The following is a 26,540-nucleotide window of genomic DNA, read 5'->3' as shown; positions in this document are numbered from 1 at the left end:
CGCCATGCTATTGCTGATGCTGGGAGTGCTGCTGTTCGCCCTGGTGCATCTCTACCCCTGCTTTGCCCAGGCCCACAGGGTTCGGCTCAGGGCGCGTTTGGGGGAGAGTCGTTATAAGGGGATGTTTTCCCTGCTGCTGCTGGTCGCTATCGGCTGCATCGTGGCCGGTTGGCGCAGCCTCTACCCGATGCCGCTCTACTTCCCGCCCTCCTGGGGGCCGGCGGCCGTACAGGGGCTGATGCCCCTGGCGATGATCCTGCTCTGCTCGGGCCTGGGGGCGAACCATTTCCGGCGCTGGCTGCGCCATCCCCAGCTGCTCGGTGTCCTGATCTGGAGTGGCGCTCACCTGCTGGTCAATGCCGAGGCCCGCTCTCTGATCCTGTTTGGCGGCCTGGGGCTCTGGGCGCTGGTCAGCATCGTCTGGATATCGATCCGTGACTGGGGCAGGGTGGCGCGTCCCGAGGCAAGCTGGCAGGGGACGCTGACTAGCCTGGGTCTGGGCCTGGTGGCCACAGTCGTACTGATCTTCGGGGGGCACGGCTGGCTGACCGGCATGGCACTACGCTGAGTCATGGGTGGATTGAGCCAAAGCCCCGCCTGCAGCGTAGAGAGTTCAGAGGCTGACCATAACCACTGGCCCGCTCTTGGTGAGCAGCCCGGGGTCAGATGAAAAAAGGAGAAGAGCATGAAGGGAATCGCACTCATATTGCTGCTCTGGGGTCACTCTGCCCTGGCTGGCTGCCCCGACTATTTTTCCGGGGAGCAGCGCGAGCTCAACAGCACCCAGCGCCACAACCTGTGCCAGCTCACCCAAGGCAAGGTGGTGCTGGTGGTCAATACCGCCTCCTATTGCGGTTACACCAAACAGTTCAAGGGGTTGGAGGCACTCAACCAAGAGTATCGTGACCAGGGGTTGCTGATCCTCGGCTTCCCTTCCAATGATTTCCAGCAAGAAGCGGGGGAGGAGGGGGAGACGGCCGCAGTTTGCCAGCGGGACTATGGGGTCACTTTCCCCATGTTCAACCGGGTCTCGGTGCGTGGCGATCAGGCTATCACTCTGTTCAAGGGACTGGCGCTGGCGGCCAACGAGGCGCCAGCCTGGAATTTTCACAAGTATCTGATCGGGCGGGATGGCCAGCTGTTGGCGAGTTATGGATCGCGTCAGCGCCCGGATGAGGATCCTCTGCTCGCGCAGCTACGGCAGGCACTCGCCGCTACCCCCTGAGCGGCAGCTCTGGAATAATGGTGCCCCGCTCCCTTGTTCAGGTCATATCGTGCTGCACCGACTCCCGCAAATGTTGATCTTCGATGCCCTGGTCCGCGAACAGGGCATCTCGGCCGCCGCCCGGCGGCTCGGCGTCTCCAAGTCCCACATCAGCAAGCAGCTGGCCCAGCTTGAGGCCGATCTCGGTGCCCAACTGGTGCAGCGCACCACCCGCCGTTTCGCCCTGACCGAATTGGGGCAGGAGTATGCCCGCCACTGCCGCGCCCTGGTGGCCCAGGCGCAGGAAGCGGAGTCCATGGTGGCGGACAGGCGCGGCAAGGTGAGTGGCGTACTGCATCTAGGGGTGGGTCAGTCGTTTGGCCGATTGCATGTGATCCCCCGCCTCAAGGCCTTCCAGCAGCGCTATCCCGAGTTGGAGCTGGAAGTTTCCCTGTTCGATCACCGAACCAATCTGGTGGATGAGGGACTGGATCTCTGGATCACCACCTATGAAGACAAGCCCCAGGGGCTGATAGGCCAGCGCCTGGCCGATATCGGCTTCGTGTTGGCGGCCTCCCCCGATTACCTGCTCGGCCACGGCACGCCGCTCACGCCGCGAGATCTGCTAGACCACAATTGCATCACCTATCAGAGCCGGGAGCGGCGCTATCAGGAGTGGCACTTTCGCAAGGAGAAGGAGCGCCAGAGCGTGCAGGTGGCGGGCAACTACAGGGTCGATCTGGCGGAGGCGGTACGCGACGCCGCGCTGGCCGGGCTGGGGGTGGCCTATATCGCCAACTATCTGCTCGACAAGGAGCTGCAATCCGGCGCCCTGATCCCGCTGCTGCCCGAGTGGCGTCCGAGCCAGAAGATGGCGGTCCATGCCGTGTATGCCCGCCGAGAACATCTGGATCCCAAGATCCGCCTCTTCATCGATTTCCTCAAAGAGGGATTCGGTACGCCACCCTATTGGCAACAGCGTCTGGCGCCCTGGTTGGGACAAGCATTGTCCGGCCTGGAGGAATGATTGTTTCCATGAGTAAACAGTTGTGGGTGGGAGCGAAATAAGACGAGGGGAATCAAGTGCTTGGATCCGGGTGGTTGGCGCAGAGGTGGTTGGTAACAGACTGATAACCTTGCCAGCTTGCAGTCATCAGGGGAGGGGTGCAGAATCCGCGCCCATCTGAAATCCCCCCGATGGAGTCCCCATGATAGCCCTGCTCGGCATGCTCTGCATACTGGCGCTCGCCACCCTCTGCTCTGACAATCGCCGTCGTATCCCACTGAGAACAGTGGGCGGCGCCCTCACCCTGCAGATCGTATTCGCCGCCTTGGTGCTCTGGCTTCCCGCCGGTCAGCGGGTATTGAATGCCGTCAGTGACAGCGTGAGCAGCGTCATCGGTTACGGCCAGGAGGGGATCGCCTTCCTGTTTGGGGACCTGGCCAAGTTCAAACTCGGCTTCATCTTTGCCTTCAATGTGCTGCCGGTCATCATCTTCTTCTCGGCGCTGATCGCCATCCTCTATCACATCGGCTTGATGACCAGGATCATCGCCCTGCTCGGCGGCGGTCTGCAAAAGCTGCTCGGCACTGGCCGGGCCGAGAGCCTCTCAGCCACCGCCAATATCTTCGTCGGCATGGTCGAGGCTCCGCTGGTGGTCAAACCTTACCTTGCCAAGATGTCCGACTCGCAATTCTTCGCGGTGATGAGCGGTGGCCTCGCTTCCGTGGCGGGCGGCACCCTGGTGGGGTATGCCAGCCTGGGAGTGGAGCTCAAGTACCTGATCGCGGCGGCCTTCATGTCTGCCCCGGCCGGTCTGGCCATGGCCAAGATATTGGTGCCGCCGGCAGCGGATGAACAGGATCATCATCAGGATGTGGAGATCCCTCGTGCGACCAACGTGATTGAAGCCGCCGCCGATGGCGCCATGTCAGGTCTGAATATTGCGGTCGCCGTGGGGGCCACGCTGCTGGCCTTCGTCGGTGTGATAGCCCTGCTCAACGGCTTGCTTGGCTGGGCCGGTGGCTTGCTGGGTTGGGAGCTGAGCTTCCAGTTGATCCTGGGCTGGCTGTTTGCCCCTGTCTCCTGGCTCATCGGTGTGCCCTGGGATCAGGCTCAGGCTGCTGGCGCTCTGATTGGCACCAAGGTCGTCATCAACGAATTCGTGGCGTTCATCGCGCTGGTGCAGGATCAGACCCTGGACCCGTCGAGCAAGGCCATCGTCACCTTCGCCCTGTGCGGTTTCGCCAACATCTCTTCCATGGCGATCCTGATCGGCGGCCTGGGATCCATGGTGCCGGAGCGCAAGGCGTTCATCTCTCGCTACGGCATGCGGGCCATACTGGCCGGGGTGCTCGCCAACCTGATGAGCGCCGCCCTGGCAGGTCTGTTCCTCGCTATCTGATTGACCCCCGAAGTTAGCACCTTCCGGTCATGGCCCGCCTCGGCGGGCCTTTTTGTTCCCGGATGTTGCCCATGTCATGAGGCGGGTTAGCCAGGGAAGAGGGCACAAAAAAAGCGCCCCAGGGAAGAGGCGCGAGAAAACAGATTGGAAGTGTCACATGGGTGCACGTGCATGGGTGATGTCCATCCAGGTACGCACTCATCATGCCCCCGCTCTTCTGAAGCACTTCTGAGAGTGGCCTTCATCTGATGTTCATCTTTTCGCCGCAAAGCCCTCTCTTTTGGAAGGGAGATCACTCCTCACTCAGCCAGCCGGTGTCAATCCAGGGCTATCTTGCCTCGTCCGGATTTGATGTCGCCCTTGCGCTTCTTGGCTTCGACTCGGCGGCGCTGGGAGCCCTTGGTCGGCTTGGTGGCTCGGCGGGCCTTGGGTCGCCAGGCGGCCTTGGTCAGCAGTTCCACCAGTCGGCTCATGGCCTCCTTGCGGTTCATGTCCTGGCTGCGATGGGTCTCGACCCGGATCAGGATGAAGCCGTCATGTACCCGGCTGTCACTGAGCCTGTCCAGCCCCTCTTTATAGAGTTCTGGCAGGCTGGGGGAGCCTCGGTAATCGAAGCGCAACCAGACCGCCGAGTCTGTCTTGTTGACGTGTTGCCCCCCGGCGCCCTGGGCGCGCATCGCCTGAAACTGCAACTCATGCCAGGGCAGGGTGACGTGTTCCGAGATGACTAGCATGGAGTGACTGAACCAATTTGGTGCATTTTTTAACCTTGTTTAAGGATGGTGCCTCATCGTGGGGCGCTCTGCTCCCCCTTGGAGAGTCTGCGGAGAGGGGTTAGGCCATGTTTATTTTATCTTATTGAAATATAACAATAAAAATTCTTGGCACAAGAATTGATTGCACTATATCGACACACCATGGATTGGGAGCAACCAGATGAAATTGATTACTGCGATTATCAAGCCCTTCAAGTTGGACGATGTGCGTGAAGCCATTGCCAATCTCGGCGTCGAGGGATTGACCGTCTCCGAGGTCAAAGGGTTCGGCCGTCAGAAGGGACATACCGAATTATACCGTGGCGCCGAGTATCAGGTCGACTTCCTGCCCAAGGTCAAGCTGGAGATTGCCACCATCAGCGACAACGTGGAGAGCGTGATCGAGGCGATCTGCAAGGCGGCCTACACCGGCAAGATTGGGGATGGCAAGATTTTCGTCTATGAGCTGCAGCAGGCGGTGCGGATCCGCACCGGCGAGACAGACGACGAAGCGCTGTGAGTCATTGGAATTAGGGAAGCTGTTAGGAGATTGTCATGGAAGAGTTAGCCAAGAGTGTCAGTGAGCTGCGTTTTGCGCTGGATACCTTTTATCTGTTGATGTCCGGGGTCCTGGTCATGTGGATGACCGCCGGTTTCGCCATGTTGGAAGCGGGCCTGGTGCGCGCCAAGAACACCACGGAGATACTGACCAAGAACGTCCTGCTCTATACCATCGCCTGCGTGATGTACCTGCTGATCGGTTACAACATCATGTACGTCGACAACGGTGCCGGTGGTTGGCTGCCGAGTGTTGGCACCTTGCTCGGTACTCAGGCCGAGGGGGCAAGTCACTCGCTCGAGTCTGATTTCTTCTTCCAGGTGGTGTTCGTGGCAACGGCGACCTCCATCGTCTCCGGCGCCGTGGCCGAGCGGATGAAACTCTGGTCTTTCTTGCTGTTCTGCGTGGTGATGACTGGGGTCATCTACCCGGTTGAGGGTTACTGGACCTGGGGTGGCGGCTTTTTGAAAGAGGCTGGTTTCTCCGACTTTGCCGGCTCTGGCATCGTGCACCTCGCGGGTGCCGCCGCCGCCCTGGCCGCCGTACTGGTACTGGGGGCGCGTCGTGGCAAATATGGCAAGAATGGCGAGATCTACCCCATCCCCGGCTCCAACCTGCCGTTGGCGACCCTGGGCACCCTGATCCTCTGGATGGGTTGGTTCGGCTTCAACGGTGGTTCGCAATTGATGTTGTCCGATGCGGCCAACGCCAGTGCCATCGGTAAGGTGTTCGTCAACACCAACGCCGCTGCCGCCACCGGCGCCCTGGGCGCCCTGCTGGTGACCAAGCTGACTTGGGGCAAGGCTGACCTGACCATGGTATTGAACGGTGCGCTGGCCGGTCTGGTCGCCATCACGGCCGACCCTGCCTCACCCAGCCCGCTCTTTGCCAGCCTGATCGGTGTCCTGGCCGGTGGCCTGGTGGTTTATGCCATCGTCAGCTTCGACAAGCTGAAGATTGATGATCCGGTCGGCGCCTTGTCGGTGCACGGCGTCTGCGGTTTCTTCGGCCTGATGGTCGTACCCTTCAGCAATGAAGCAACCACCTTTGGCGCTCAGTTGCTCGGTGCGGCTGTCATCTTCGGTTGGGTGTTCCTCGCATCTCTGGTGGTATGGCTCCTGCTCAAGGCGACCCTGGGGATCCGGGTCAGCGAAGAGGAAGAGATGATGGGTGTCGATCTGCACGAGTGTGGTGTGGATGCTTATCCGGAGTTTGTGACGGTGAAAAGCAGCCATTAATTGACGGTTAACTCAGCTGAAAGGGCCGGATGGGATTCCATCCGGCCCTTTTATTTATCGTTGAGTAAATTTGTGATGCGGATGCGGTAATCGGCTTGCGATATGGCAATTTCCTCAGGCAGAATGCAAACAACAATAATTCTCACTATTCGCGTTCATCCCAAGGAATTGACTCCATGATCAAGAAGACACTATTGGCGCTGGCATTGACGGCCATTTCTGCTCCCGCCGCCATGGCTGCACAGGAAGTAAATGTCTATTCGAACCGTCAGGATGAGCTGATCAAGCCCATCATCCAGCAGTTCGAAAAGGAGTCAGGGATCAAGGTCAATGTGGTCTTTGCCAAAGAGGGGCTCAACGAGCGCCTGGAGCGTGAAGGCAAACTCTCCCCGGCGGATCTGATGCTGACCGTGGACATCAGCCGTTTGACCGATCTGGTCGACAAGGATCTGGTGCAACCGGTAGACAGCAAGCTGCTGCAGGAGAATATCCCGGCCGCCTACCGCGACCCGGATAATCGCTGGTTTGCCCTGACCACTCGCGTGCGGGCCATCTACTCCAGCAAAGAGCGTCTGGGCAAACTTGCCGAGATCAGCTACGAAGATCTGGTCAAGCCAGAATTCAAAGGCAAAATTTGTACCCGCAGCGGCAAGCATGAGTACAATGTCGCCCTGATCTCCTCCATGATCGTTCATCACGGCATGGCGGATACCAAGACCTGGCTGGAAGGGGTCAAGGCCAACTTGGCGCGCACGCCTCAGGGTAACGATCGGGATCAGGTCAAGGCGATCAAGGATGGCATCTGTGATGTCTCCCTGGGCAACAGCTACTACCTGGGCGCCATGCTCAAGGATCCGGAGCAGAAGGCCTGGGCTGAGGCGGTCGAGATCAACTTCCCGAATCAGACCAATCGTGGCGCCCACGTCAACGTGAGCGGTGTGGCCATGACCAAGTACGCCAAAAACAAGGTGCAAGCGCAGCAGTTGATGGAGTTCCTCTCCGGTGATCAGGCTCAGCACATGTATGCCGAGGTGAATGCCGAGTATCCGGTCAAGCCGGGTGTTGAGCCGTCCGCCATGGTCAAATCCTGGGGCAGCTTCAAGGTCGATGCCCTGCCGGTCAGCGACTATGCCAAGCACCGTAAGGATGCGCTGCAGCTGCTCGACGAAGTCAAGTTCGATCTGTAATCAGATGGGGCCAGGGGCCCCATCCATTTTTGTGGACTCATGAAAAAATTTGGTTGGATAGCCAGCGGCTGGGCCTGTGCCCTGCTGCTGGTTTTGCCCGTTCTGGCACTGCTGTTTTCTGCGCTCTCGGCGGATGGGGATCTGTTCGTCCATCTGGCCGATACCGTTCTCTCCACCTACCTCGTCAATACCCTGCTGCTGGTGCTGGGCGTCGTCTCGCTCAGCCTGCTGTTCGGGGTACCGACCGCCTGGCTGGTCGCCATGTGCCAGGTGCCGGGTCGCCGGGCCTTGCAGTGGGCGCTGATGCTGCCCATGGCCATGCCTTCCTACATCGTTGCCTACGTCTATACGGACTTGTTTGATTACTCCGGTCCGGTGCAGGCGGGGCTACGCACCCTGTTCGACTGGCAGGGGCCTGGCGACTACTGGTTCCCGGCTATCCGCTCCCTCGGCGGGGCTGCCTGGGTGTTGGCCCTGGTGTTGTTCCCCTATGTCTATCTGCTGGCGCGAGCCTCCTTCCTGGAGCAGTCGGTCAGCCTGATCCACTCCAGTCGGCTGCTCGGCAGTTCGCCCTGGCAGAGTTTTCGCCGCATCAGTCTGCCTTTGGCCAGACCCGCCATCATGGTGGCCGTCTCCCTGGTGGCCATGGAGACCCTGGCTGACTTTGCGACCGTGCATTTCTTTGCCATCAATACCCTGACCACCGCCGTGTATGATACCTGGCTCGGCTATGGCAGCCTGGCCACGGCGGCCAAGCTCTCCTGCCTGATGCTGCTGGCGGTTGTCTTGCTGATCGCCTTTGAGCGCCGCTCCCGGAGTCGTCAGCAGGTCTTCCAGAAATCCATGGGCCATGAGCCGCCGCTGCGCTACCCGCTCAAGGGAGGGCTGCGCTGGTTGGCCGGGCTCTGGTGCTGGGGCCTGGTACTGGCCGGTTTTGCCTTGCCATTCGCCATACTGCTCGACTATGGGGTGCGCTATTTTGCACTGTCATGGACTCCGGAGTTTGTGCGCTTCGCCGGCAACAGTCTGCTCATCTCGGCCCTGACGGCGCTGCTTGCCATGGGGGTGGCCCTGCTGCTCGGTTTCTTCCGCCGTCTCGATGGTGGGGTCAAGAGTCTGATCCCCCTGCGTCTTGCCGCCCTGGGCTATGCCATGCCGGGGACAGTGCTGGCCATCGGTGTGCTGGTGCCACTCACGGCCCTGGATTTTGGCATCAACGATCTGGCCGAGTGGCTTGGGCTTCAGGGGCCAGGCCTGCTGCTGACCGGCACGCTCACCGCCATCGTGTTCGGCTATCTGGTGCGTTTCGTCGCCATTGCCATCGGTTCGGTGGAGAGCAGCCTCGGCAAGGTCTCCCCCAGTCTCGACATGGCGGCCCGCTCCCTGGGGCAGGGAGCGGGCGGTATGCTCAGACGGGTGCATTTGCCCTTGGTGCGACGGGGCCTGTTCGCCGGCGCCATGCTGGTCTTTATCGAATCCATGAAGGAGCTGCCCGCCGCCTTGCTGCTGCGGCCGTTCAACTTCGAGACCCTGGCGACCCATGTCTATCAGTTCGTCTCGGACGAGATGCTGGAGCGCGGGGCGCTTGGCGCCATCGTCATCGTACTGGTGGGCTTGCTGCCGCTCATCTGGGTCAACCGCAGCCTGGATAGCCAGGGCCATTGAGCCAATTTGAATGAGGTGCCCTGGCCACTCTCACACAAGAGGATTTGAGTCGTGTCTTGCTTGCAAATAGAGAAAGTGAGCTGCCGTTATAACGGTCATAACGTGTTGGAGCAGCTCTCCTTGTCAGTGGCTGACAACGAGATAGTTTGCTTGCTGGGGGCCAGTGGCTGCGGCAAGACCACGCTGCTCAAGGCCATCGCCGGCCTGCTGCCCCTGGCAGAGGGCGAGATCCGGCTCGGGGAGCATCTGCTGGAGGGCCCCGGGGTGAGCGTTCCTCCCGAGGCGCGCAACATTGGCATGATCTTTCAGGATTACGCCCTCTTTCCCCATCTGACCGTGGCCGAGAACATCGGCTTCGGCCTGGGAAGGCAAGCGCGCAGCGAGCGCCGCCAGACCGTGGAGGAGTCGCTCCAGCTGGTGAACCTGCAAGGGCTGGGGGAACGCTACCCTCATCAACTCTCCGGCGGCCAGCAACAGCGTGTCGCCATCGCCCGGGCGCTGGTGTGCAAGCCGCGTCTCATGCTGCTCGACGAGCCCTTCTCCAACATTGATACCCAGGTGAGGATGAAGTTGATCCTGGAGATCCGTGCCTTGCTCAAGGGGCAGGGGATAGGGGCCGTTTTTGTCAGTCACAGCAAGGAGGAGGCGTTTGCCTTCGCCGATCGGCTGGCGCTGTTTCGTGCCGGTCACATCGAGCAGGTGGGCGAGCCGGAGCAGCTCTATCGTCGCCCGCAGAATCCCTTCGTGGCCGAGTTCCTCGGTGGCGTCAACTACCTGGCCGCCGAGGTGGTGGATGCCGATAGCGTACAGACCGCCATTGGCCTGATCCGCGGTAGCGAGCCCCATGGTCTGGCCCAGGGAGAGCGGCGTCAACTCATGCTCAGACCCCAGCAGCTGCAGCTTATTGGGGATGAAGAGGGGCCGCTCAGGGTGGTGGATCAGCAGTTTCTCGGCCATCACTGCCGGGTGCAGCTGGCCTGTGGCGAGTTGACACTGGAGGCCAGTATCAGCGAACCCCTGATCCCCGCGCAGGCCAGGGTGCAGGTGGCGCCACACCCTCTGGTACTGTTCGCGCTCTGATGAGCCAAGGTGCCGGGTCACATCAAGGATCCCATCGGCCATTGCTTTATAATCAGGCGACTTTATGATCGACCAATGCTCACACATGGGAGAGATGAATGAATGCCCAAACCGGGATCTGCGCAGAGCCTAATCTGCATGCCCTCTATCTGATGTTCAACCGGGTCGGTGACAGTGCCGAATTGGTTCGCCGCCTCGCCAAGGTGCCAACGCTGTGGCAATCCGTCACCGCCGACTTTCCGGACGCCGGCTTCTCTGGTCTGCTGGCGGTGGGATCCGAAACCTGGGATGGTCTCTATCCCATGGCGCGCCCTCCCCAGTTTCGCAGTTTCCTTGCCCAGGAGGCCAATGGCCAGCAGGCGCCCCACACCCCCTTCGATCTCTTCGTGCAACTGCGCGCCGACCGGGTCGATGTGCTGCATCATGCCGGTCAACGGCTGATGGCGCTGCTGGGTGGCCAGGTTGAGCTGGTGGAAGAGGTGCGGGGTTTCCGCAATCAGGATTGCCGTGACTTGACCGGTTTCGTCGATGGCACCGAGAATCCTCAGGATGAACACAGGGGAGAAGTGGCGCTGCTGGCCGGTGGCGAGTTTGCGGGTGGCTCTTATGTCCATGTGCAGCGCTGGCTACATGCCATGAGCGACTGGGAGCGGCTGTCACTCAAAGAGCAAGAGGACATCATAGGCCGCACCAAGGTCGACAACCTGGAGTATGAGTCTGCCGCCAAGCCGCTCACGGCTCATATAAAGAGGGTCAATCTCAAGACCCCCAAGGGGGAGTCCATGGAGATACTGCGCCAGAGCATGCCCTGGGGCACCATGCGTGAGCAGGGGCTCTACTTCATCTCCTGTTGCCGCACCCCGCTGCACTTCAATGCCATGCTGGCCAGCATGTACAAGGGCGAGGGTGGCCACTTCGATCACCTGCTGCGCTTCACCCGCGCTGTGACCGGGGCTGCCTTCTTCGCTCCCTCGGTCGAGTTCCTGCAGGGCCAGGGACAATAAGCCCATCGAGGAGCATCCCGGCAAGGCATGAACAAAAATCCCGGCCGAGGCCGGGATTTTTCGTTCCATTGTTCGTTCAGGGAGCCCAGCCGTAGCGGAGCCAGAGCGATTAAGGGGTCTGTTCGAACAGCTCGAGGGCGGAGAGGTATAGCTCTTCGATATCGGTATCGCTGGTCGGGGTGATGAAGATGGTGTCATCCCCGGCGATGGTGCCGAGGATCCCTTCGGCCTTGCCGAGGGAGTCGAGCAGGCGGGCGATCAGCTGGGCGGCACCGGGGCTGGTGTGGATGACCACCAGAGCGCCGTTGTGGTCGACATCCAGTACCAGATTCTTGAGGGGGCTGGAGGTGGTGGGCACGCCGAGTTCGACCGGCAGGCAGTAGACCATCTCCATCTTGGCATTGCGGGTGCGAACGGCGCCGAAACGGCTCAGCATGCGCGATACCTTGGACTGGTTGATGTTTTCAAAACCCATCTCTTGCAGGGCCGTGACTATCTCTGCCTGGGAGCCAAATCTTTCTTCTTTCAGCAAGGCTTTAAAGGCCTTCGCCAGTTTTTCTTGCTTGTCGTTATGCTTCATCTTGGACTCACGAATGAGGGAGGGTGGCGGCCTGTGGTACGCAGGCGGCAGCTGTTCAGCATGGCCATTTTGCATTCATATGCCTTTTTTGGCAAGGAACTGCGGTTTGTACTGCATATCGATGCAAGTTTAGCTTGCATATACCCATGTTGAGATTAAAATCAGGACGAAATTTTGAAAACTTATTCAATCGGGTTGTATGGGTATTGAATTAAACGCTATCGACAAGTCCTGGCACAAACAGCAGGTTCTGCAACAGGTCTCCTTTTGCACCAATCCCGGCGAGACCTTGGTATTGCTGGGCCCAAGCGGTGCGGGCAAGAGCTCGTTGCTGCGCATGCTCAACCTGCTCGATACCCCGGATGCCGGTACTTTGCGCATCGGCAAGAGTGAATTTTCTTTCCCGTCGGCCCTCTCCAAGGGGGACTTTGCCCGCGAAGCCCAGGCGCTGCGTCGCAAAGTCGGCATGGTGTTCCAGCAATACAACCTCTGGCCCCATCTCACCGTGCTGGAAAACCTCATCGAGGCGCCCATCAAGGTGCTCGGCATGGGCAAGCAGGCGGCCATCGACAAGGCCGGCTACCTGCTGGCCCAGTTGCAGCTCGCCGACAAGCGTGACGCCTGGCCGGCCCGGCTCTCCGGTGGTCAGCAGCAGCGTGTGGCCATCGCCCGTACCCTGATGATGGACCCCGAGGTCCTGCTGTTTGATGAGCCGACGGCGGCGCTGGATCCCGAGATAACCAAGGAGGTCGCCCAGATCATTCGTGGTCTCGCAAAGACCGGGATCACCCAGGTGGTGGTGACCCACGAGGTCGATTTCGCCCGCAAGGTGGCCAGCCAGGTGATCTACCTGGAGCGGGGTCAGATTGTGGAATCCGGCTCCGCCGAGATCTTCACCTCACCCCGAACCCGTCGTTTTGCCGAGTTTCTGAATCACTGAATCCCTTCATTTTGACAAGGACAATCACATGAAAAAGAGCATATTGCTGGCCGTGGCCATGGGACTGCTGAGCACGACCGTTGTGGCCAAAGAGATCAAATTTGTCACCGAGGCAACGTATGCCCCGTTCGAGTATCTGGATGACAAGAACGAGTTTCAGGGCTTCGACATCGACTTGGCCCGCGCCATCTGCGCGCAGGCCAAGCTGGAGTGCAGCTTCCATAACCAGGCGTTTGACAGCCTGATCCCCAGCCTCAAGTTCCATCGCTTCGATGCCGCCATCGCCGCCATGGACGTGACCCCGGAGCGTGCCGCCCAGGTCGATTTCTCCGACATTTATTACGAGAACTCCGCCGTATTCGTGGCCAAGAAGGATGCCTTCAAGGGCCCGGAAGAGCTGGTCGACAAGACGGTCGGCGTCCAGAACGGCAGTTCCCATCAGTCCTATCTGGTGGATAACTGGGTCAGCAAGGGCCTGCTCACCGTGCCTTACGCCAGCTATCAGAGCGCCTTCCTCGACATGATGAACGGTCGTACCGATGCCGTCTTTGCCGATACCGCCGTGGCCGCCGATTGGCTCAAACAGCACAAAGAGTATGTGGTGATGGGCAAGCCTGTGACCGATGCCAAGTACTTCGGCACGGGTTTTGGCATCGCCGTGGCCAAAGGCAATAAAGAGCTGCTGGCTCAGCTGAACAAGGGGCTGGCCGAGATCAAGGCCAATGGCACCTATCAGCAGATCTTTGACAAGTACTTCGCGCAGTAAGCCATGCTGAGTCTGCTGCTCGACGCAACCTGGATGACCCTGGGGCTGGCCCTGGCCTCTCTGGTTGGGGGTATGGTGCTGGCGCTGGCATTCAGCGTGGCTGAACTCAGCGGCAAGCCCTGGCTCGGCTGGCCCGTTGCCACCCTCACCACCCTGATCCGCGGCCTGCCCGAGCTGCTGGTGGTGCTGTTCATCTACTTTGGCTCGACCCAGGTGCTGTTCCTCATCACCGGAGAGTATGTGGAGTTCAGCCCCTTCGCTTGTGGTGTGCTGGCACTCTCTTTGTTGTTTGCCAGCTATGCCTGCCAGACCCTGCGCGGCGCCCTCAATGCGGTGCCGATCGGTCAGCGGCAGGCCGCCGAGGCGCTGGGATTGGGACGGGGGCGGACCTTCTTTCGCATCGTGCTGCCTCAGGCATGGCGTCACGCCCTGCCCGGGCTGGGCAATCAGTGGCTGGTGCTGCTCAAGGATACCGCCCTGGTCTCCCTCATCGGGGTGAACGAGATGATGCGTCAGGCACAGATGGCGTCGGCCAGTACCTACCAGCCCTTCACCTGGTACGCCACGGCGGCCCTCATCTATTTGGCGATCAGCCTGGTCAGTGAATTCGGGCTCAAGCAGGCGTCCCGTTATAGCCGGCGCTACGGAGGTTAGGGATGCAAGACTATCTGATGACTCTGCTCGGTGGACTTGGTACCACCTTGCAGCTGACCGCCCTGAGCCTGCTGCTCGGGGTGGCCATGGCGGCCCTGATGACCTGGGTGTTGGAGCGCCGTATCCCGCTGGCGACTCAGCTGGTGCAACTGTGGGTGCTGGTGTTCACCGGTACCCCTCTGCTGATCCAGATTTTCCTTATCTATTACGGGCCCGGCCAGTTCGAGTGGCTCAAGAGCGGGCCACTCTGGCCCCTGCTCAAGCAACCCTGGTTCTGCGCCGTGTTGGCCCTTGGCTTCAATACGGCCGCCTATTCGACCCGCCTGTTCAAGGGGGCGTTGGAGGCGATTCCGGCGGGGGAGGTGGAAGCCTGTCGTGCCCTGGGTTTCACGCCGGGCCAAACCCTGTGGATGAAGGTGCGTCACGCCGCCCGTCGCCTGGTTCCTGCCTACTCCAACGAGGTGATCCTGGTCCTCAAGGGGAGCTCCCTTGCCAGCACCATCACCATCATGGATATCATGGGGCTGGCCCAGCGTCTCAATGCCCAGACCTATGACACCCTGGCGGTGTTTACCGTGGCGGGGGCCCTCTACCTCTGCATGAATGGTTTGTTAACAATTGGCTTTCGCTGGTGCGAGCGCCGAGCCCTGGCTTTCCAAGGCTAAACACCAGATATTGACCCTCTGATGGAAGGAGAAACACAGAAAATCTGTGCTTCTCCTTCCACTTTTCACATTTCCCCCCCGCTTTCGGCGCTGGCTGTTCCGTAGCTCACAGAACCTGTTATCGCAACTGTTATCAGATTGTTTTTTAGGGGGGGATCCTTTAAGGTTGGGCGCACAACAAGAAACAACCTTAAACCTGCTTAAACATGGAGTTGATCATGAAAGTTGCCGTTCTGGGTGCCGCCGGTGGGATAGGCCAAGCCCTTGCCCTGTTGCTGAAGAATCGCCTGCCTGCTGGTTCCGAATTGAGCCTGTATGACATTGCCCCCGTGACCCCGGGTGTTGCCGTCGATCTGAGCCACATCCCGACTGACGTGAAAGTAAAAGGATTTTGTGGCGAAGACCCGAGCCCGGCTCTGGTTGGCGCCGATGTCGTGCTGATCTCCGCCGGTGTGGCGCGCAAGCCCGGCATGGATCGCTCCGATCTGTTCAACATCAACGCCGGTATCGTCAAGAACCTGGTCGAGAAGTGTGCCGCATCCTGCCCGCAGGCGCTGATCGGCATCATCACCAACCCGGTCAACACCACGGTCGCCATCGCCGCCGAAGTGTTGAAGAAAGCCGGTGTCTATGACAAGCGTCGCCTGTTCGGGATCACCACCCTGGACGTGATCCGTGCCGAGACCTTCGTGGCCGAGGCCAAGGGGCTGAACGTTGATAAAGTACGCGTCAACGTCATTGGCGGCCACAGCGGCGTGACCATCTTGCCGCTGCTATCCCAGATTGAGGGTGCCAACTTCTCTGCCGAGGAAGTGGCTGCCATGACCAAGCGCATCCAGAATGCCGGTACCGAAGTGGTTGAAGCCAAAGCCGGTGGCGGTTCAGCGACCCTCTCCATGGGTCAGGCGGCTTGCCGCTTCGGCCTCTCCCTCATCAAGGGTCTGCAGGGCGAAGCCAACGTCATCGAGTGCGCCTACGTGGAAGGCAATGGCGAGCACGCCAGCTTCTTCGCACAACCCATACTGCTGGGCAAGCACGGCGTCGAGACCATACTGGACTACGGCAAGCTGAGTGCCTTCGAGCAGGAAGCGATGGATGGCATGCTGGCCACCCTGAAAGCCGACATCCAGCTGGGTGTCGACTTCGTCAAGTAAGACGCATGACGGTTGAAAAGGGGAGCTCAGGCTCCCCTTTTGTCATCCTGGCTGCGGCCATTTTCCATCCGGATTTCATCCTGACTTAAGGGATTGCTCCTGTGGCCGATACAGGAGAGCAGCAGGAGAACCCATGATGAACCTCTTCCCCCTCATTATCTTTACGTGTTTGCTGGCCGCTCAGGCTGATGCAGAACCCATTGACACCGGTGTGGCCGATCCCATGTTGGCGGCCGCATCTGTACCTGCGCCGGTGCCTGAACCAGTCAAGGGGGCGGTGCAGTCTGCCGAGATCGCCGCGGCATCCAACCCAGGGTTGCCGGCCACCCAGGCCAAGGCTGCCACGCCATCCGCTCTGCCCGGTGCGGGCCTGCCCCAGTGGCCGACACCCGCAGGCCAGGTGTCGGCGGCGCCCGCTACCCTGGTCGAAGTGGTGGATCCTGCGGTCCAGCTGCCCCCGGTCTCGGTGGCACCCCTGCAGGTTGTCCCCCTCTATCGTCAGGACGAGCTGCTCGACTGGATTGAACAGGGCCGTCACCTCAAACAGGTCAAGCAGGACAGGTGCCAGTTGACTCAGGACATAGAGGCGCGGGCCAATGTGATGAAGATCCCCTCCTACCAGTTTCTGTGGGGGGACATGCTGGCCTGGGGCGTGTGCGTGAAGCCCGATGCCGAGCAGGGGGTCAAGTACCTGTGGGCTGCGGCGGATCAAGGCCTGGCGCCCGCGCTGGAACAACTGGGCCGCTACTACTGGAAGGGGATATTGGTGCAGAAGGATCTGCTGCGTGCCGAGACCCTGATGCGGGAGGCGGCGAGCCAGGGTCTGCTCAAGGCGCAGTTGGAGTGGGTCGAAATGTTGCTGGCGGGACTCGGCAGCCCTCTCGATTATGAAGAAGCCTACCATTTGCTGCACGGGGCCGTGATTGGCGACAAGGCGCTCCATGGTCGGGCGGCCAGCCTGCTGTCGCGTCTTGCCGGTCGCATGCCCGCCAATGCCGTGGCGCGGGCCAAGGCCATGGGTTGACGCCTTTTTCCCAGTGATGAGAAGAGGGCCCCTGTTTGCAGCAGGGGCCCTCTTGTTATGGGGAGGTCAGCCGCCGTGCCGTGCAGGCTGTTTCCCCTTCATTGGTATGGATAGCCGGTTGTTATAGATCTTGATGAGGGCCAAATACTTCGTAATGAAGGCGCTCGCCACTCACCCCGAGGGCCAGCAACTGCTGCTTGATACTGGCCATGAAGGGCAGGGGGCCACAGCAGTAGTAATGAGCGTCAACGGGCAACAACTCCTGCACCTGCGCCAATACCATGGTGCCGGTGAAGTCATAGTCCTCCCCCTGTTGATCCTGCTCGGTCGGGGCGCGATACCAGACCCGGCTGAGCAGTCGCTCATGTTGGCGAGACTTGGTGTGAATATCCTGTTTGAAGCCATGCAGCGCGCCCTGCTCGCAGGCGTGGAGCCAGCGGATGTCGGCGCCATGGCCCATCGCCAGCAGCTGATTGAGCATGCTGAGCATGGGAGTCTGGCCCACACCGGCCGAGATGAGTACCACGGCCTGATCGGGCCTGGCCGTCAGTACGAAGTCCCCCGCCGGCGGCATCACCTCCAATCGATCCCCTTGCTGCAGCTTGTCATGGAGCAGATTGGAGACTTGTCCCCGGGACTCGCGTTTGACGCTGATGCGGTAACTGTGCCCGTTGGGCGCATCGGAGAGAGAATATTGGCGGATCTCCTGATAGCTCAGGTCAGGGTGCGCCAGCTTGAGGCTGAGGTATTGACCTGGCTGGAAGTCGAGGACGGGCAGCCCATCGACAGGCGTCAGGACAAAGGAGGTGATGGTGTCGCTCTCGGCTTGCTTGTGTGTGATGACGAAGGGGCGGCCCCCTTGCCAGCCACCGGGCTGCTCGGCCTTCTCCTGGTAGATCTCGCTCTCCCGGCCGATGAAGATATTGGCCAGCACCCCGTAAGCCTTGCCCCAGGCGGTCAGTATCTCCTCGGTGACCGCTTCACCGCCCAATTCTTTGAGGGTGGCCAGCAGATGACTACCCACAATGTGATATTGTGCTGGCTGGATCAGGAAACCCGTGTGTTTGTGAGCAATGCGTTCCACGGCGCCAGCGAGGGCACCCAGGTTGTCGATGTTTCGGGCATAGGCCGCCACGGCATTGAACAGTGCCAGCGGTTGGCCGCCACTGCGCTGATGAGCCAGGTTGAATACATCCTTGAGTTCGGGGTTATCGCGAAACATGCGCTGGTAAAAGTGCTCGGTCAGGGCAGGCCCGGCCGATTCGAGCAGGGGAATGGTGCTTTTGATGACGGCGATGGTGGCTTGATCTAACATAGGACCTCTCTAATTGAGCATTCAGAATGTCATTTTATAAGTGGCATCCTAGATGTTTATTTGATGAGGATCAACCCTCCCTCTTTCGCTTTGCGCTAAACAGGCATTATGAGACTGACAAGTTATACGGATTTTGGATTAAGAGCCTTGCTCTATCTGGCAACGCTGCCGGAGGGTGAGTTGTCGAGTGTCGCCAAGGTATCTGCCTTGTATGGCGTCTCCCGCAACCACATGGTGAAGGTGGTCAATCAGCTGGTGAAACTGGGTTATCTGCAATCCCAGCGGGGCAAGCATGGCGGCATACGGCTGGCCTGTGCCCCCGATACCATCAACATCGGTCAAGTGATCCGCGAGCTGGAAGGGAACCTGGATGGCATCGACTGTCATTCGCCCGTCTGCCATATCATCTCGGTTTGCCTGCTCAAGGGAGCGTTGAAGGATGCCATGAATGCTTTCTTGGCCGTGATGGATGGCTATAGCCTGCAGGACTTGCTGGCCAACCGCGACGAGTTGGAGCAGGTGTTCGGCCAGTTGATCCCGACCCTCAACATCCCCGCCGACGATAACGACTTCTGAGTTGCTCTCCAAAATGAAGAAGGGCTGCCCGCGGGCAGCCCTTCTTCATTTTGGCAGTCAGGGCGCGGCTGGCATCAGTCGTCGTCATCCTCGTCCGATGCGGTGCTGCGGTAGAACTGCGGCATGATGCGCGCCATGGTGACCATGTTCTGCTCTACCTCGAGGATCTCGATGGGATAACCCGCCAGCCGTATGCTGATGTTGGGCTGGGGGATCTCTTCGAGATACTCCAGGATGACGCCGTTGAGGGTGCGGGGGCCGTCGGTCGGCAGGTGCCAGTTCATCTCCTTGTTGAGCTCGCGGATGCTGACCGAGCCCTCGACCAGGAAGGAGCCGTCTGGCTGAGGGTGGACTTCGTCACTCGGCGTGGGCGTCATGGAGGTGGTGAAGTCACCGACAATCTCCTCGAGTATGTCGTCCAGGGTGATCAATCCCTGAATGTCGCCATATTCGTCGACGATGAGGCCGATCCGCTCCTTGTTGCGCTGGAACTTGGCAAGCTGGACATTGAGAGGAGTCCCCTCCGGGATGAAATAGATCTCCTTGACCGCCCGCAGCAGGCTCGATTTGTTGAACTGATCCTTGGCGATGAGGCGCAGGGCATCGCGGGCATGCAGGAAACCGACCGCATCATCTATGCTGCCCCGGTAGAGCAGGATCTTGGTGTGGGCGCAGTGCACCAGCTGACGGAGTATGGTTTTCCAGTCGTCATTGATATCGATGGCATAGATCTCGTTGCGCGGCACCATGATGTTCTCCACCGTCATCTTGTCGAGATCCAGGATGCTGAGCAGCATGTCCTGGTGACGTTGGGGGATCATGCTGCCCGCCTCGTTGACTATGGTGCGCAGCTCCTCCGTGTTGAGGGAGTCGCGCTGCTTGGGAGCAATCTTGAGCAGCTTGAGCAGGCTGCTGGTGATGCCATTGATCAGCCAGACGAAGGGGTAGAGGGGCACCATCAGCCCCTTGAGGATCCAGGACGCCGGATAAGCAATCTTCTCCGGGTACATGGCCGCCAGGGTCTTGGGCGTCACTTCGCCGAAGATCAGCACCACTATGGTCAGGCCGAACGTGGCAATGGCTACCCCGAAGTCACCAAATAGCCGGATACAGACGATGGTGGCGATGGCCGATGCCAGGATGTTGACCAGGTTGTTGCCGATGAGAATGAGGCCGATGAGGCGATCCGGACGCGCCAGCAAGCGCTCTACCCGACGGGCAGCCTTGTGCTTGGTCTGTGCCAGATGGCGCAACTTGTAACGGTTGATCGACATCAGGCCGGTTTCGGAACTCGAGAAAAACGCGGATAGTAAGATCAGAATAACGAGAACAATCAATAACGTGCTCGTTGATATGCTGTCCAAAAAGGGCTCCTAACAGGTGCTGGTTTATGAGTGATTCAGTTGAGCAGAACTTCTTTGACGAAGCGGCTGCCAAAATAGGCGAGGGTCAGTATCGCTGAACCTATCAGGCTCAGACTGATGACCCGGCGGCCGCGCCAGCCACGGGTATGATGACCCCAGAGCAGAAACGCATAGACGCACCAGGCCAGAATGGAGAGCACTGCCTTGTGGGACTTGCCCTGGGCGAACATGTCTTCCAGGAAGAAGAGGCCGGAGGCGATGGAGAGGGTGAGCAGGAACAGACCGGCGGAGATGAGCTGGAACAGCCGTTTCTCCACCGTCATCAGTGGCGGCATGGCCGGCAGCTGGCTGAGCTTGCGGGACTTGAGCTGGCGGTCGAGGCAGGCCAGCTGCAAGGCAAACAGGCAGGCTATCATCAGCACCGAATAGGCCATCAGCGCCAGGCCGATGTGCAGCAGCAACTGGGGATGGGCTTCCAGATGGGTGATGTAGCGACTCGGGATCAGGGCGCTTGCCGTGAGCAGCAGCGCGGAAAAACCATAGACTACGGGCAGCAGGATCCAGCCGTTGAAGCGGCGAGCGGCGCAGGTCATGAAGGTACTGATGATGAGGCTCACCAGCGAGGCCACGTTCAACATGCTGAGATTCTGGCCCGAGTTGGTCTGAGTCACCTCGGCACCCAGGGTGATGCCGTGGGCGAGCAGGGCGAACGCCACGCAGGCGAACAGCTTGTGCTGCCCCGCAGGCTTGGCGCTCAGCAACAGATGCAGAGAGGCGATGATGGCCAGCAGGTAAAACGCCAGGGCCAGAACAGAGATCACGATCATAACCAGGTCGTTGTTGAACAAGCAGTTAGGTGAACAAGAGAGGCAGTATACCCTGCGGGTGAGGTGCTCGCCAGTTGTGCAATCGGCAATCTGCCCATATATAGGGAGCAGGTCGTCGCAGTCGCTGCGGCGAATAATCGTCCTCAGGCAATGGCTGAGGTATAATGCCGCCATTTACCATGCCAAGAACCGGAAAGCGTCATGTTTGAGAATTTGACAGAACGACTCTCGCGCACCCTGCGCAACGTCAGTGGCCGTGGGCGACTGACCGAAGAGAACATCAAAGAGACTCTGCGCGAGGTGCGCATGGCGCTGCTCGAAGCGGACGTGGCGCTGCCCGTGGTGCGCGATTTCGTGGCGCGGGTCAAAGAGAGAGCCGTTGGCCAGGAAGTGGCCAAGTCCCTGAGCCCGGGCCAAGCCTTCATCAAGATAGTGCATGGGGAGTTAGTCTCCGTCATGGGCGAGGCCAACGAGCAGCTCAACCTGGCTGCCCAGCCGCCAGCCATCATATTGATGGCCGGTCTGCAGGGCGCCGGTAAAACCACGACAGTGGCCAAGCTCGCCAAGCTCCTGAAAGAGCGCAGCAAGAAAAAGGTACTGGTGGTCAGTGCGGACGTCTATCGCCCCGCCGCCATCAAGCAGTTGGAGACCCTGGCCGGGGACGTCGGCGTCGACTTCTTCCCGAGCGACGCGACCCAGAAGCCGCTGGCCATTGCCACTGCCGCCATCGATCAGGCCCGCAAAAAATTCTATGACGTGGTGATCGTGGATACCGCCGGTCGCCTGCACGTCGACGGCGCCATGATGGACGAGATCCGGGATCTCCATGCCAGCATCAAGCCGGTTGAGACCCTGTTCGTGGTCGATGCCATGACCGGTCAGGATGCCGCCAATACGGCCAAGGCGTTCAATGAGGCGCTGCCGCTGACCGGCGTCATCCTCACCAAGGCCGATGGCGATGCCCGTGGTGGTGCCGCGCTGTCCGTGCGTCACATCACCGGCAAGCCGGTCAAGTTCATCGGCATGGGGGAGAAGATCGACGCGCTCGAGCCCTTCCACCCCGATCGTCTGGCGTCGCGCATTCTTGGCATGGGCGATGTGCTCTCCCTCATCGAGGAGGTGGAACGCACCGTCGACAAAGAGAAAGCGGCCAAGCTGGCCAGCAAGGTCAAGAGTGGCAAGGGCTTCGATCTGGAGGACTTTCGCGAGCAGCTGGCCCAGATGCGCAACATGGGCGGCATGATGGGCATGCTCGACAAGCTGCCGGGCATGTCTGGTCTGCCGGACAACGTGAAAGATCAGATGGATGACAAGCTCACCATTCGCATGGAGGCCATCATCAGCTCCATGACCCCGAAGGAGCGAGCTCATCCCGATCTCATCAAGGGATCCCGCAAGCGCCGCATCGCCGCAGGCTCTGGCATGCAGGTGCAGGACGTGAACAAGCTGCTCAAGCAGTTCACCGAGATGCAGCGCATGATGAAGAAGATGTCCGGCAAGGGCGGCATGCGCAAGATGATGGGCCAGATGAAGAACATGCTGCCGCCGGGCTTCGGTGGCGGTGGCCGCGGCCCCTTCTAATCGGTATCATCCCCTCTGTTGCAAGAGGCTCCTCTCGAGGGAGCCTCTTTTGTCTGCAAGCTGCGCAAAAATTGGCTGGTTCAGTTGCAATTAGCATGAATTCAAGTAGTATTACGCGGCTTATTTTAAGCTAGGGTTCGCGTGTTTGCGGGCCCTGTTCATTAGATGTTAATGAGGACGATATGGTAACCATTCGTTTACAACGTGGTGGCGCGAAAAAGCGTCCGTTTTACCAGGTAGTAGTTGCTGACAGCCGTAACGCTCGTGACGGTCGTTTCATCGAGCGTGTTGGTTTCTTCAACCCGGTTGCTTCTGGTTCCGCTGACAAGCTGAATCTGGACCTGGCTCGTATCGAGCATTGGGTTGGTACTGGTGCCACTGTTTCTGACCGTGTTGCCAAGCTGATCAAAGACGCTGCTAAAGCTGCTTAATCAGTCAAACGGTAGGGAGTTAAGGTGGATAAACCTATAGTTCTGGGCACCCTGGGTACCGTCTACGGCATCAAGGGCTGGCTGAAAGTGAACTCCTTCACCGATGTTGCCGAAGCGATTTTCGATTACAAACCCTGGCTGATCAATCAGAACGGGGTGTGGCGTGAAATCAAGGTTTCGGCCTGGAAGCGTCACAACAAGGGTCTGATCTGCAAACTCGATGGTATCGATGTGCGCGAGGATGCCCTGGCATTGACCAATGTCGAGATTGGCGTACCCGCCGATCAGTTGCCGAGTCTGCCCGATGGTGAGTTCTACTGGCGCGACCTCATAGGTTGTGCAGTAAAGACCACCACAGGATATGACCTTGGCAAGGTGACCGAATTGATGGAAACCGGCTCCAACGATGTGTTGGTGGTTGAGGCCAATGTAAAAGATGCCTTTGGCGCAAAGGAGCGGTTGATTCCGTTCCTGGAAGAGCAGGTGGTCAAGCATATTGACCTGACTGCTCGCACAATCGAAGTTGATTGGGATCCTGGTTTCTAGTTTCCCGCGGTAACAGAGTATCGGAGGTTTCTTATGTGGATTGGGGTGATTAGCCTCTTCCCGGAAATGTTCCGAGCCATTACCGAACACGGGGTAACGGGTCGGGCCGTCAAGAGTGGCCTGCTGCAGATTGAGTGCTGGAACCCCCGGGACTTTACCCACGACAAACACCGTACGGTCGATGATCGTCCTTATGGTGGTGGGCCCGGCATGTTAATGATGGTTCAGCCGCTGCGTGATGCGATTCATGCGGCCAAGCAAGCGGCGGGAGACGGGGCGAAAGTCATCTATCTCTCCCCTCAGGGACGCAAGCTGACTCAAGCGGGCGTAACCGAGCTGGCAAGGGATCAGAAGCTTATTCTGATCGCAGGTCGATACGAAGGTGTCGATGAGCGCGTGATACAAACCGAAGTCGACGAAGAGTGGTCTATCGGCGATTACGTGCTAAGTGGTGGCGAGTTGCCTGCCATGACCCTGATCGATGCGGTTTCGCGTCTGGTTCCAGGGGTATTGGGGGATCAGGCCAGTGCCGAGCAGGACTCTTTTACGGATGGCTTGCTGGATCATCCCCACTACACTCGGCCAGAGGTGTTGGATGGATTGGCGGTGCCGGAGGCGCTGACAAGCGGCAATCACGAAGTGATTCGACGCTGGCGGCTCAAGCAATCGCTCGGACGAACCTGGCAACGTAGGCCGGAACTTATTAACAACCTAGCTCTGACTGACGAGCAAGAGTCACTTCTTGCCGAGTATGTCCGCGAAGTGCGTGACAACGTTTAGTAGAGTTTTCAGTTTATCCTAGGTAAGGAAAGACAATGAGCAAGATTATTCAGCAGCTTGAACAAGAGCAACTGCGTAGCGACATCCCGGCTTTTGCCCAGGGCGATACCGTACGTGTTCAAGTGCGTGTTAAAGAAGGTGGCAAAGAGCGTCTGCAGGCTTTCGAAGGCATCGTTATTGCCAAGCGTAACCGCGGTCTGCACTCTGCTTTCACCGTTCGCAAGATCTCCAACGGCGAAGGTGTTGAGCGTGTATTCCAGACTCACTCTCCGCTGATCCACAGTGTAGAACTGAAGCGTCGTGGTGATGTTCGCCGCGCCAAACTGTACTACCTGCGCAACCTGTCCGGCAAAGCTGCTCGTATCAAAGAGAAGCTCAACTAATTCGATTCGAATTGGTGTCGATTTATCGACGGATAGTGAAAAGGCTCGCCAATGGCGAGCCTTTTTTGTTGCTGGGGTGCGGCCTAGGCGCTGACTCGCACCACCGAGTTGTCACGCCCGAACGGGCCTGGCACATAGGCATCCGCCGCCCAGTCGTTGTCGTAGCGGCTCTCTCCATCGGAGTGAACCAGCTGATAACAGTACTCGAAGTGGCTGGGGCCATCGGTGGGCAGATTGAGGGTCGCCTTGAACTCGCCGCTTTTCATGCGCTTGAGCTCGATCGGTTGCCACTGGTTGAACTCCCCCAGCAGTAACACCTGCTCAGCCCCCTCTGCGGCGGCTTTCTCCACTTCGAAGGTGACCTTGACTTCCGGACGGGACTTGAGGAACTGCTTGTTGATAGGCATGACGCCTCCTTGTCATTGGCTATGAAGAAACCAGGCTGGTTATTTTTATACCAATTCATGACAAGACGATAGATAAAGTCTCATTCGGGCAAGGCGAAATGGCGCATCAGCAGGGCGTGGGTGAAGGGGATCTTGAGATAGAAGCCCCTGGGCAGGGTCATGATCGGCTGGCCAGCTCTACCAATGGCGCGGGTCAGTGCCTTGTTGTTGGCGGCCTTGGGGCGCAGTTGCATCACTTGGCCGTGACGGGCGCTGATCTGTTCGACCTCTCCCAGCACTATCATGTCCATCAGCTCCTCCCAGTCCTGGCGCAGCAAGGCATCCTCCTCGGCACTGGGGATCCACAACAACGGCATGCCAACCCGGCGCTCTCCTATCGGGATATCGCGACTGCCTTCGACCGGGATCCAGAGCACCCGGGAGAGCTTGTTGCGCACATTCGATGCCTCCCAGTGCTGGCCACTGATGCCAACCAGCGGCGCCACGCAGACGAAGGTCGTTTCCAGCGGCTTGCCTCTGGGATCCACCGGTATTGTCTTGAGCTCTATGCCCAGTTCGGGGAAATCCTGCTCCGGTCTGCTGCCAGCACTGGCGCCCAACTGCCACTCGATGAGTTGACCTACCCAGCCCTTGTCCCGACGCAGATCCCGGGGCACCTTGATGCCGGCCTCAGCTGCCAGTTGGGCCAGGGTGAACCCGGCGATGGCATGAGCACGGGTCAGCAGCTCCTGCTCTGACTGGGGTGGCATGGGCATAGGCATAGCTTCTCCTGTGGTTGAAAGGGTTGGGATCCGCGCCCCAGATCTGGATCTGCTGATTTTATCAGCAGTGGGCTGAACGGGAAAAGTGGGGGACTCTTAATGGGACGCTGCTACTTATCACCATGATTTTAAATGATTTTGATGAGGAAATCTGGCTTTGTTGTTATCAGGATCCTCAGGCCTTGAACTTGTCCAAGGGTTTGCCCTGCTTGTTACACATAGTTATCCACAGAAAACTTGGATAACTGATCCCCATGGGGATCAGTTCCCACTTTGGGAGAAAAAAAATGTGATCTGACCGCTTTTTCAGCCGGGATCCTGATGAGAAAGAGCTCAGGCCTTGTGGATAATTTCCTCTTGATGGATCTTTGAGCACCCAGACTTGTTCACAATCTGGATCCGGGATCCTGAGGCGATAAAGTCATGGATCTTGATCCAGTTGTTTATGGTTATTTATATGTATTTAAAGAAGTTATTCTTAACTGTTCCAAGGTGGATATGACTGTTCGTTCGGGATCTCGTTTGCTAGTATGTGGGGGTATACCCGTTTGCTCACAGTGTTATACACAGTTAGCGTGAGCAACTCCTGGATGAGGAACCCTGAGTTTGTTTATAACTTGGGTTGAAATTGAAAGTTATTCATGATTTGCGGGATGTAACCGCCGTTTGCTGCCAAGGGGTGAATGTGG

Annotated in this window: 29 protein-coding genes; 22 read left to right on the top strand and 7 right to left on the bottom strand. The window is 59.1% G+C overall.

Annotated features, from left to right (window positions below):
* Positions 1–4 precede the first annotated feature (4 nt).
* The 4 genes from M2366_RS13485 (at position 5) to M2366_RS13470 (ending at position 3,609) form a co-directional block, all read left to right on the top strand.
* Positions 5–568, top strand: coding sequence for an NnrU family protein (locus M2366_RS13485; protein WP_259269946.1), 564 nt, complete (start codon positions 5–7; stop codon positions 566–568).
* A gap of 117 nt (positions 569–685) precedes the next feature.
* Positions 686–1,225: a glutathione peroxidase gene (locus M2366_RS13480; RefSeq protein ID WP_259269945.1), complete on the top strand. Its 540-nt coding sequence runs from the start codon at positions 686–688 to the stop codon at positions 1,223–1,225.
* A 70-nt stretch (positions 1,226–1,295) separates the two neighbouring features.
* A complete protein-coding gene (locus M2366_RS13475; protein WP_259269944.1) occupies positions 1,296–2,231 on the top strand; it encodes a LysR family transcriptional regulator in 936 nt (311 codons plus the stop codon).
* A gap of 181 nt (positions 2,232–2,412) precedes the next feature.
* Complete coding sequence (locus tag M2366_RS13470; RefSeq protein ID WP_259269943.1) at positions 2,413–3,609, top strand: NupC/NupG family nucleoside CNT transporter; 1,197 nt, start codon at positions 2,413–2,415, stop codon at positions 3,607–3,609.
* 317 nt (positions 3,610–3,926) lie between these two features.
* Here M2366_RS13470 and arfB read toward each other — a convergent pair whose 3' ends face one another.
* The gene (arfB, locus tag M2366_RS13465) at positions 3,927–4,343 is read right to left on the bottom strand and encodes an alternative ribosome rescue aminoacyl-tRNA hydrolase ArfB (protein ID WP_042044226.1); all 417 of its coding nucleotides are present in this window, start codon (positions 4,341–4,343) and stop codon (positions 3,927–3,929) included.
* A 202-nt stretch (positions 4,344–4,545) separates the two neighbouring features.
* On the opposite strand from arfB, the gene glnK reads away from it, so the two are divergent.
* The 6 genes from glnK to M2366_RS13435 all read left to right on the top strand — a co-directional run bounded on the left by glnK (position 4,546) and on the right by M2366_RS13435 (position 11,097).
* Complete coding sequence (gene glnK, locus M2366_RS13460) at positions 4,546–4,884, top strand: P-II family nitrogen regulator (protein WP_005904813.1); 339 nt, start codon at positions 4,546–4,548, stop codon at positions 4,882–4,884.
* A 35-nt stretch (positions 4,885–4,919) separates the two neighbouring features.
* On the top strand, positions 4,920–6,161 hold the full coding sequence (locus tag M2366_RS13455; protein ID WP_224431321.1) for an ammonium transporter: 1,242 nt from the start codon (positions 4,920–4,922) through the stop codon (positions 6,159–6,161).
* Between the two features lie 179 nt (positions 6,162–6,340).
* On the top strand, positions 6,341–7,348 hold the full coding sequence (locus M2366_RS13450; RefSeq protein ID WP_224433047.1) for a Fe(3+) ABC transporter substrate-binding protein: 1,008 nt from the start codon (positions 6,341–6,343) through the stop codon (positions 7,346–7,348).
* A 39-nt stretch (positions 7,349–7,387) separates the two neighbouring features.
* Complete coding sequence (locus M2366_RS13445) at positions 7,388–9,013, top strand: iron ABC transporter permease (RefSeq protein ID WP_259269942.1); 1,626 nt, start codon at positions 7,388–7,390, stop codon at positions 9,011–9,013.
* 51 nt (positions 9,014–9,064) lie between these two features.
* On the top strand, positions 9,065–10,093 hold the full coding sequence (locus M2366_RS13440) for an ABC transporter ATP-binding protein (RefSeq protein WP_042044222.1): 1,029 nt from the start codon (positions 9,065–9,067) through the stop codon (positions 10,091–10,093).
* A gap of 98 nt (positions 10,094–10,191) precedes the next feature.
* Entirely contained in the window at positions 10,192–11,097 is a 906-nt protein-coding gene (locus M2366_RS13435; protein WP_259269941.1) for a Dyp-type peroxidase, read from the top strand.
* 109 nt (positions 11,098–11,206) lie between these two features.
* On the opposite strand, the gene argR is transcribed toward M2366_RS13435, so the two are convergent.
* Entirely contained in the window at positions 11,207–11,677 is a 471-nt protein-coding gene (gene argR, locus M2366_RS13430) for a transcriptional regulator ArgR (RefSeq protein WP_005308670.1), read from the bottom strand.
* 199 nt (positions 11,678–11,876) lie between these two features.
* Here argR and M2366_RS13425 point away from each other — a divergent pair, with 199 nt between their 5' ends.
* The 6 genes from M2366_RS13425 to M2366_RS19855 all read left to right on the top strand — a co-directional run bounded on the left by M2366_RS13425 (position 11,877) and on the right by M2366_RS19855 (position 16,880).
* Complete coding sequence (locus tag M2366_RS13425) at positions 11,877–12,617, top strand: ATP-binding cassette domain-containing protein (protein WP_259269940.1); 741 nt, start codon at positions 11,877–11,879, stop codon at positions 12,615–12,617.
* Positions 12,618–12,645: 28 nt separating this feature from the next.
* Positions 12,646–13,383 (top strand): transporter substrate-binding domain-containing protein, encoded by a 738-nt coding sequence (locus M2366_RS13420; protein WP_042044219.1) that lies wholly within the window; start codon positions 12,646–12,648, stop codon positions 13,381–13,383.
* A gap of 3 nt (positions 13,384–13,386) precedes the next feature.
* The gene (artQ, locus tag M2366_RS13415) at positions 13,387–14,037 is read left to right on the top strand and encodes an arginine ABC transporter permease ArtQ (protein ID WP_259269939.1); all 651 of its coding nucleotides are present in this window, start codon (positions 13,387–13,389) and stop codon (positions 14,035–14,037) included.
* A 2-nt stretch (positions 14,038–14,039) separates the two neighbouring features.
* Positions 14,040–14,702, top strand: a complete 663-nt coding sequence (artM, locus tag M2366_RS13410) for an arginine ABC transporter permease ArtM (RefSeq protein WP_042044217.1) — start codon at positions 14,040–14,042, stop codon at positions 14,700–14,702.
* 218 nt (positions 14,703–14,920) lie between these two features.
* Complete coding sequence (gene mdh / locus M2366_RS13405; protein WP_005904838.1) at positions 14,921–15,856, top strand: malate dehydrogenase; 936 nt, start codon at positions 14,921–14,923, stop codon at positions 15,854–15,856.
* A 475-nt stretch (positions 15,857–16,331) separates the two neighbouring features.
* Positions 16,332–16,880, top strand: a complete 549-nt coding sequence (locus M2366_RS19855) for a tetratricopeptide repeat protein (RefSeq protein WP_198135322.1) — start codon at positions 16,332–16,334, stop codon at positions 16,878–16,880.
* Between the two features lie 121 nt (positions 16,881–17,001).
* On the opposite strand, the gene hmpA is transcribed toward M2366_RS19855, so the two are convergent.
* Entirely contained in the window at positions 17,002–18,195 is a 1,194-nt protein-coding gene (gene hmpA / locus M2366_RS13395; RefSeq protein WP_259269937.1) for an NO-inducible flavohemoprotein, read from the bottom strand.
* 108 nt (positions 18,196–18,303) lie between these two features.
* On the opposite strand from hmpA, the gene M2366_RS13390 reads away from it, so the two are divergent.
* Positions 18,304–18,771: an Rrf2 family transcriptional regulator gene (locus M2366_RS13390; protein WP_042044214.1), complete on the top strand. Its 468-nt coding sequence runs from the start codon at positions 18,304–18,306 to the stop codon at positions 18,769–18,771.
* Positions 18,772–18,845: 74 nt separating this feature from the next.
* On the opposite strand, the gene M2366_RS13385 is transcribed toward M2366_RS13390, so the two are convergent.
* On the bottom strand, positions 18,846–20,135 hold the full coding sequence (locus M2366_RS13385; RefSeq protein WP_042044212.1) for an HlyC/CorC family transporter: 1,290 nt from the start codon (positions 20,133–20,135) through the stop codon (positions 18,846–18,848).
* A 35-nt stretch (positions 20,136–20,170) separates the two neighbouring features.
* A complete protein-coding gene (locus M2366_RS13380) occupies positions 20,171–20,962 on the bottom strand; it encodes an inner membrane protein YpjD (RefSeq protein ID WP_224431315.1) in 792 nt (263 codons plus the stop codon).
* A 201-nt stretch (positions 20,963–21,163) separates the two neighbouring features.
* On the opposite strand from M2366_RS13380, the gene ffh reads away from it, so the two are divergent.
* The 5 genes from ffh (at position 21,164) to rplS (ending at position 24,683) form a co-directional block, all read left to right on the top strand.
* Positions 21,164–22,543 (top strand): signal recognition particle protein, encoded by a 1,380-nt coding sequence (ffh, locus tag M2366_RS13375; RefSeq protein WP_042044211.1) that lies wholly within the window; start codon positions 21,164–21,166, stop codon positions 22,541–22,543.
* Positions 22,544–22,725: 182 nt separating this feature from the next.
* A complete protein-coding gene (rpsP, locus tag M2366_RS13370) occupies positions 22,726–22,974 on the top strand; it encodes a 30S ribosomal protein S16 (protein ID WP_005892422.1) in 249 nt (82 codons plus the stop codon).
* A gap of 24 nt (positions 22,975–22,998) precedes the next feature.
* Positions 22,999–23,520, top strand: coding sequence for a ribosome maturation factor RimM (rimM, locus tag M2366_RS13365; RefSeq protein ID WP_259269936.1), 522 nt, complete (start codon positions 22,999–23,001; stop codon positions 23,518–23,520).
* Positions 23,521–23,553: 33 nt separating this feature from the next.
* Positions 23,554–24,300: a tRNA (guanosine(37)-N1)-methyltransferase TrmD gene (trmD, locus tag M2366_RS13360; RefSeq protein ID WP_042044209.1), complete on the top strand. Its 747-nt coding sequence runs from the start codon at positions 23,554–23,556 to the stop codon at positions 24,298–24,300.
* 35 nt (positions 24,301–24,335) lie between these two features.
* On the top strand, positions 24,336–24,683 hold the full coding sequence (rplS, locus tag M2366_RS13355; RefSeq protein WP_005892418.1) for a 50S ribosomal protein L19: 348 nt from the start codon (positions 24,336–24,338) through the stop codon (positions 24,681–24,683).
* An 83-nt stretch (positions 24,684–24,766) separates the two neighbouring features.
* Here rplS and M2366_RS13350 read toward each other — a convergent pair whose 3' ends face one another.
* The gene (locus M2366_RS13350; RefSeq protein WP_042044208.1) at positions 24,767–25,090 is read right to left on the bottom strand and encodes an isoamylase early set domain-containing protein; all 324 of its coding nucleotides are present in this window, start codon (positions 25,088–25,090) and stop codon (positions 24,767–24,769) included.
* Positions 25,091–25,170: 80 nt separating this feature from the next.
* Positions 25,171–25,845, bottom strand: coding sequence for a DNA mismatch repair endonuclease MutH (gene mutH / locus M2366_RS13345; protein ID WP_259237060.1), 675 nt, complete (start codon positions 25,843–25,845; stop codon positions 25,171–25,173).
* Between the last annotated feature and the right edge of the window lie 695 nt (positions 25,846–26,540).

Source organism: Aeromonas sp. BIGb0405 (genome assembly GCF_024807335.1).
Lineage (GTDB): Bacteria > Pseudomonadota > Gammaproteobacteria > Enterobacterales > Aeromonadaceae > Aeromonas > Aeromonas rivuli.
This window is presented reverse-complemented; position numbering and strand designations above follow the sequence as displayed.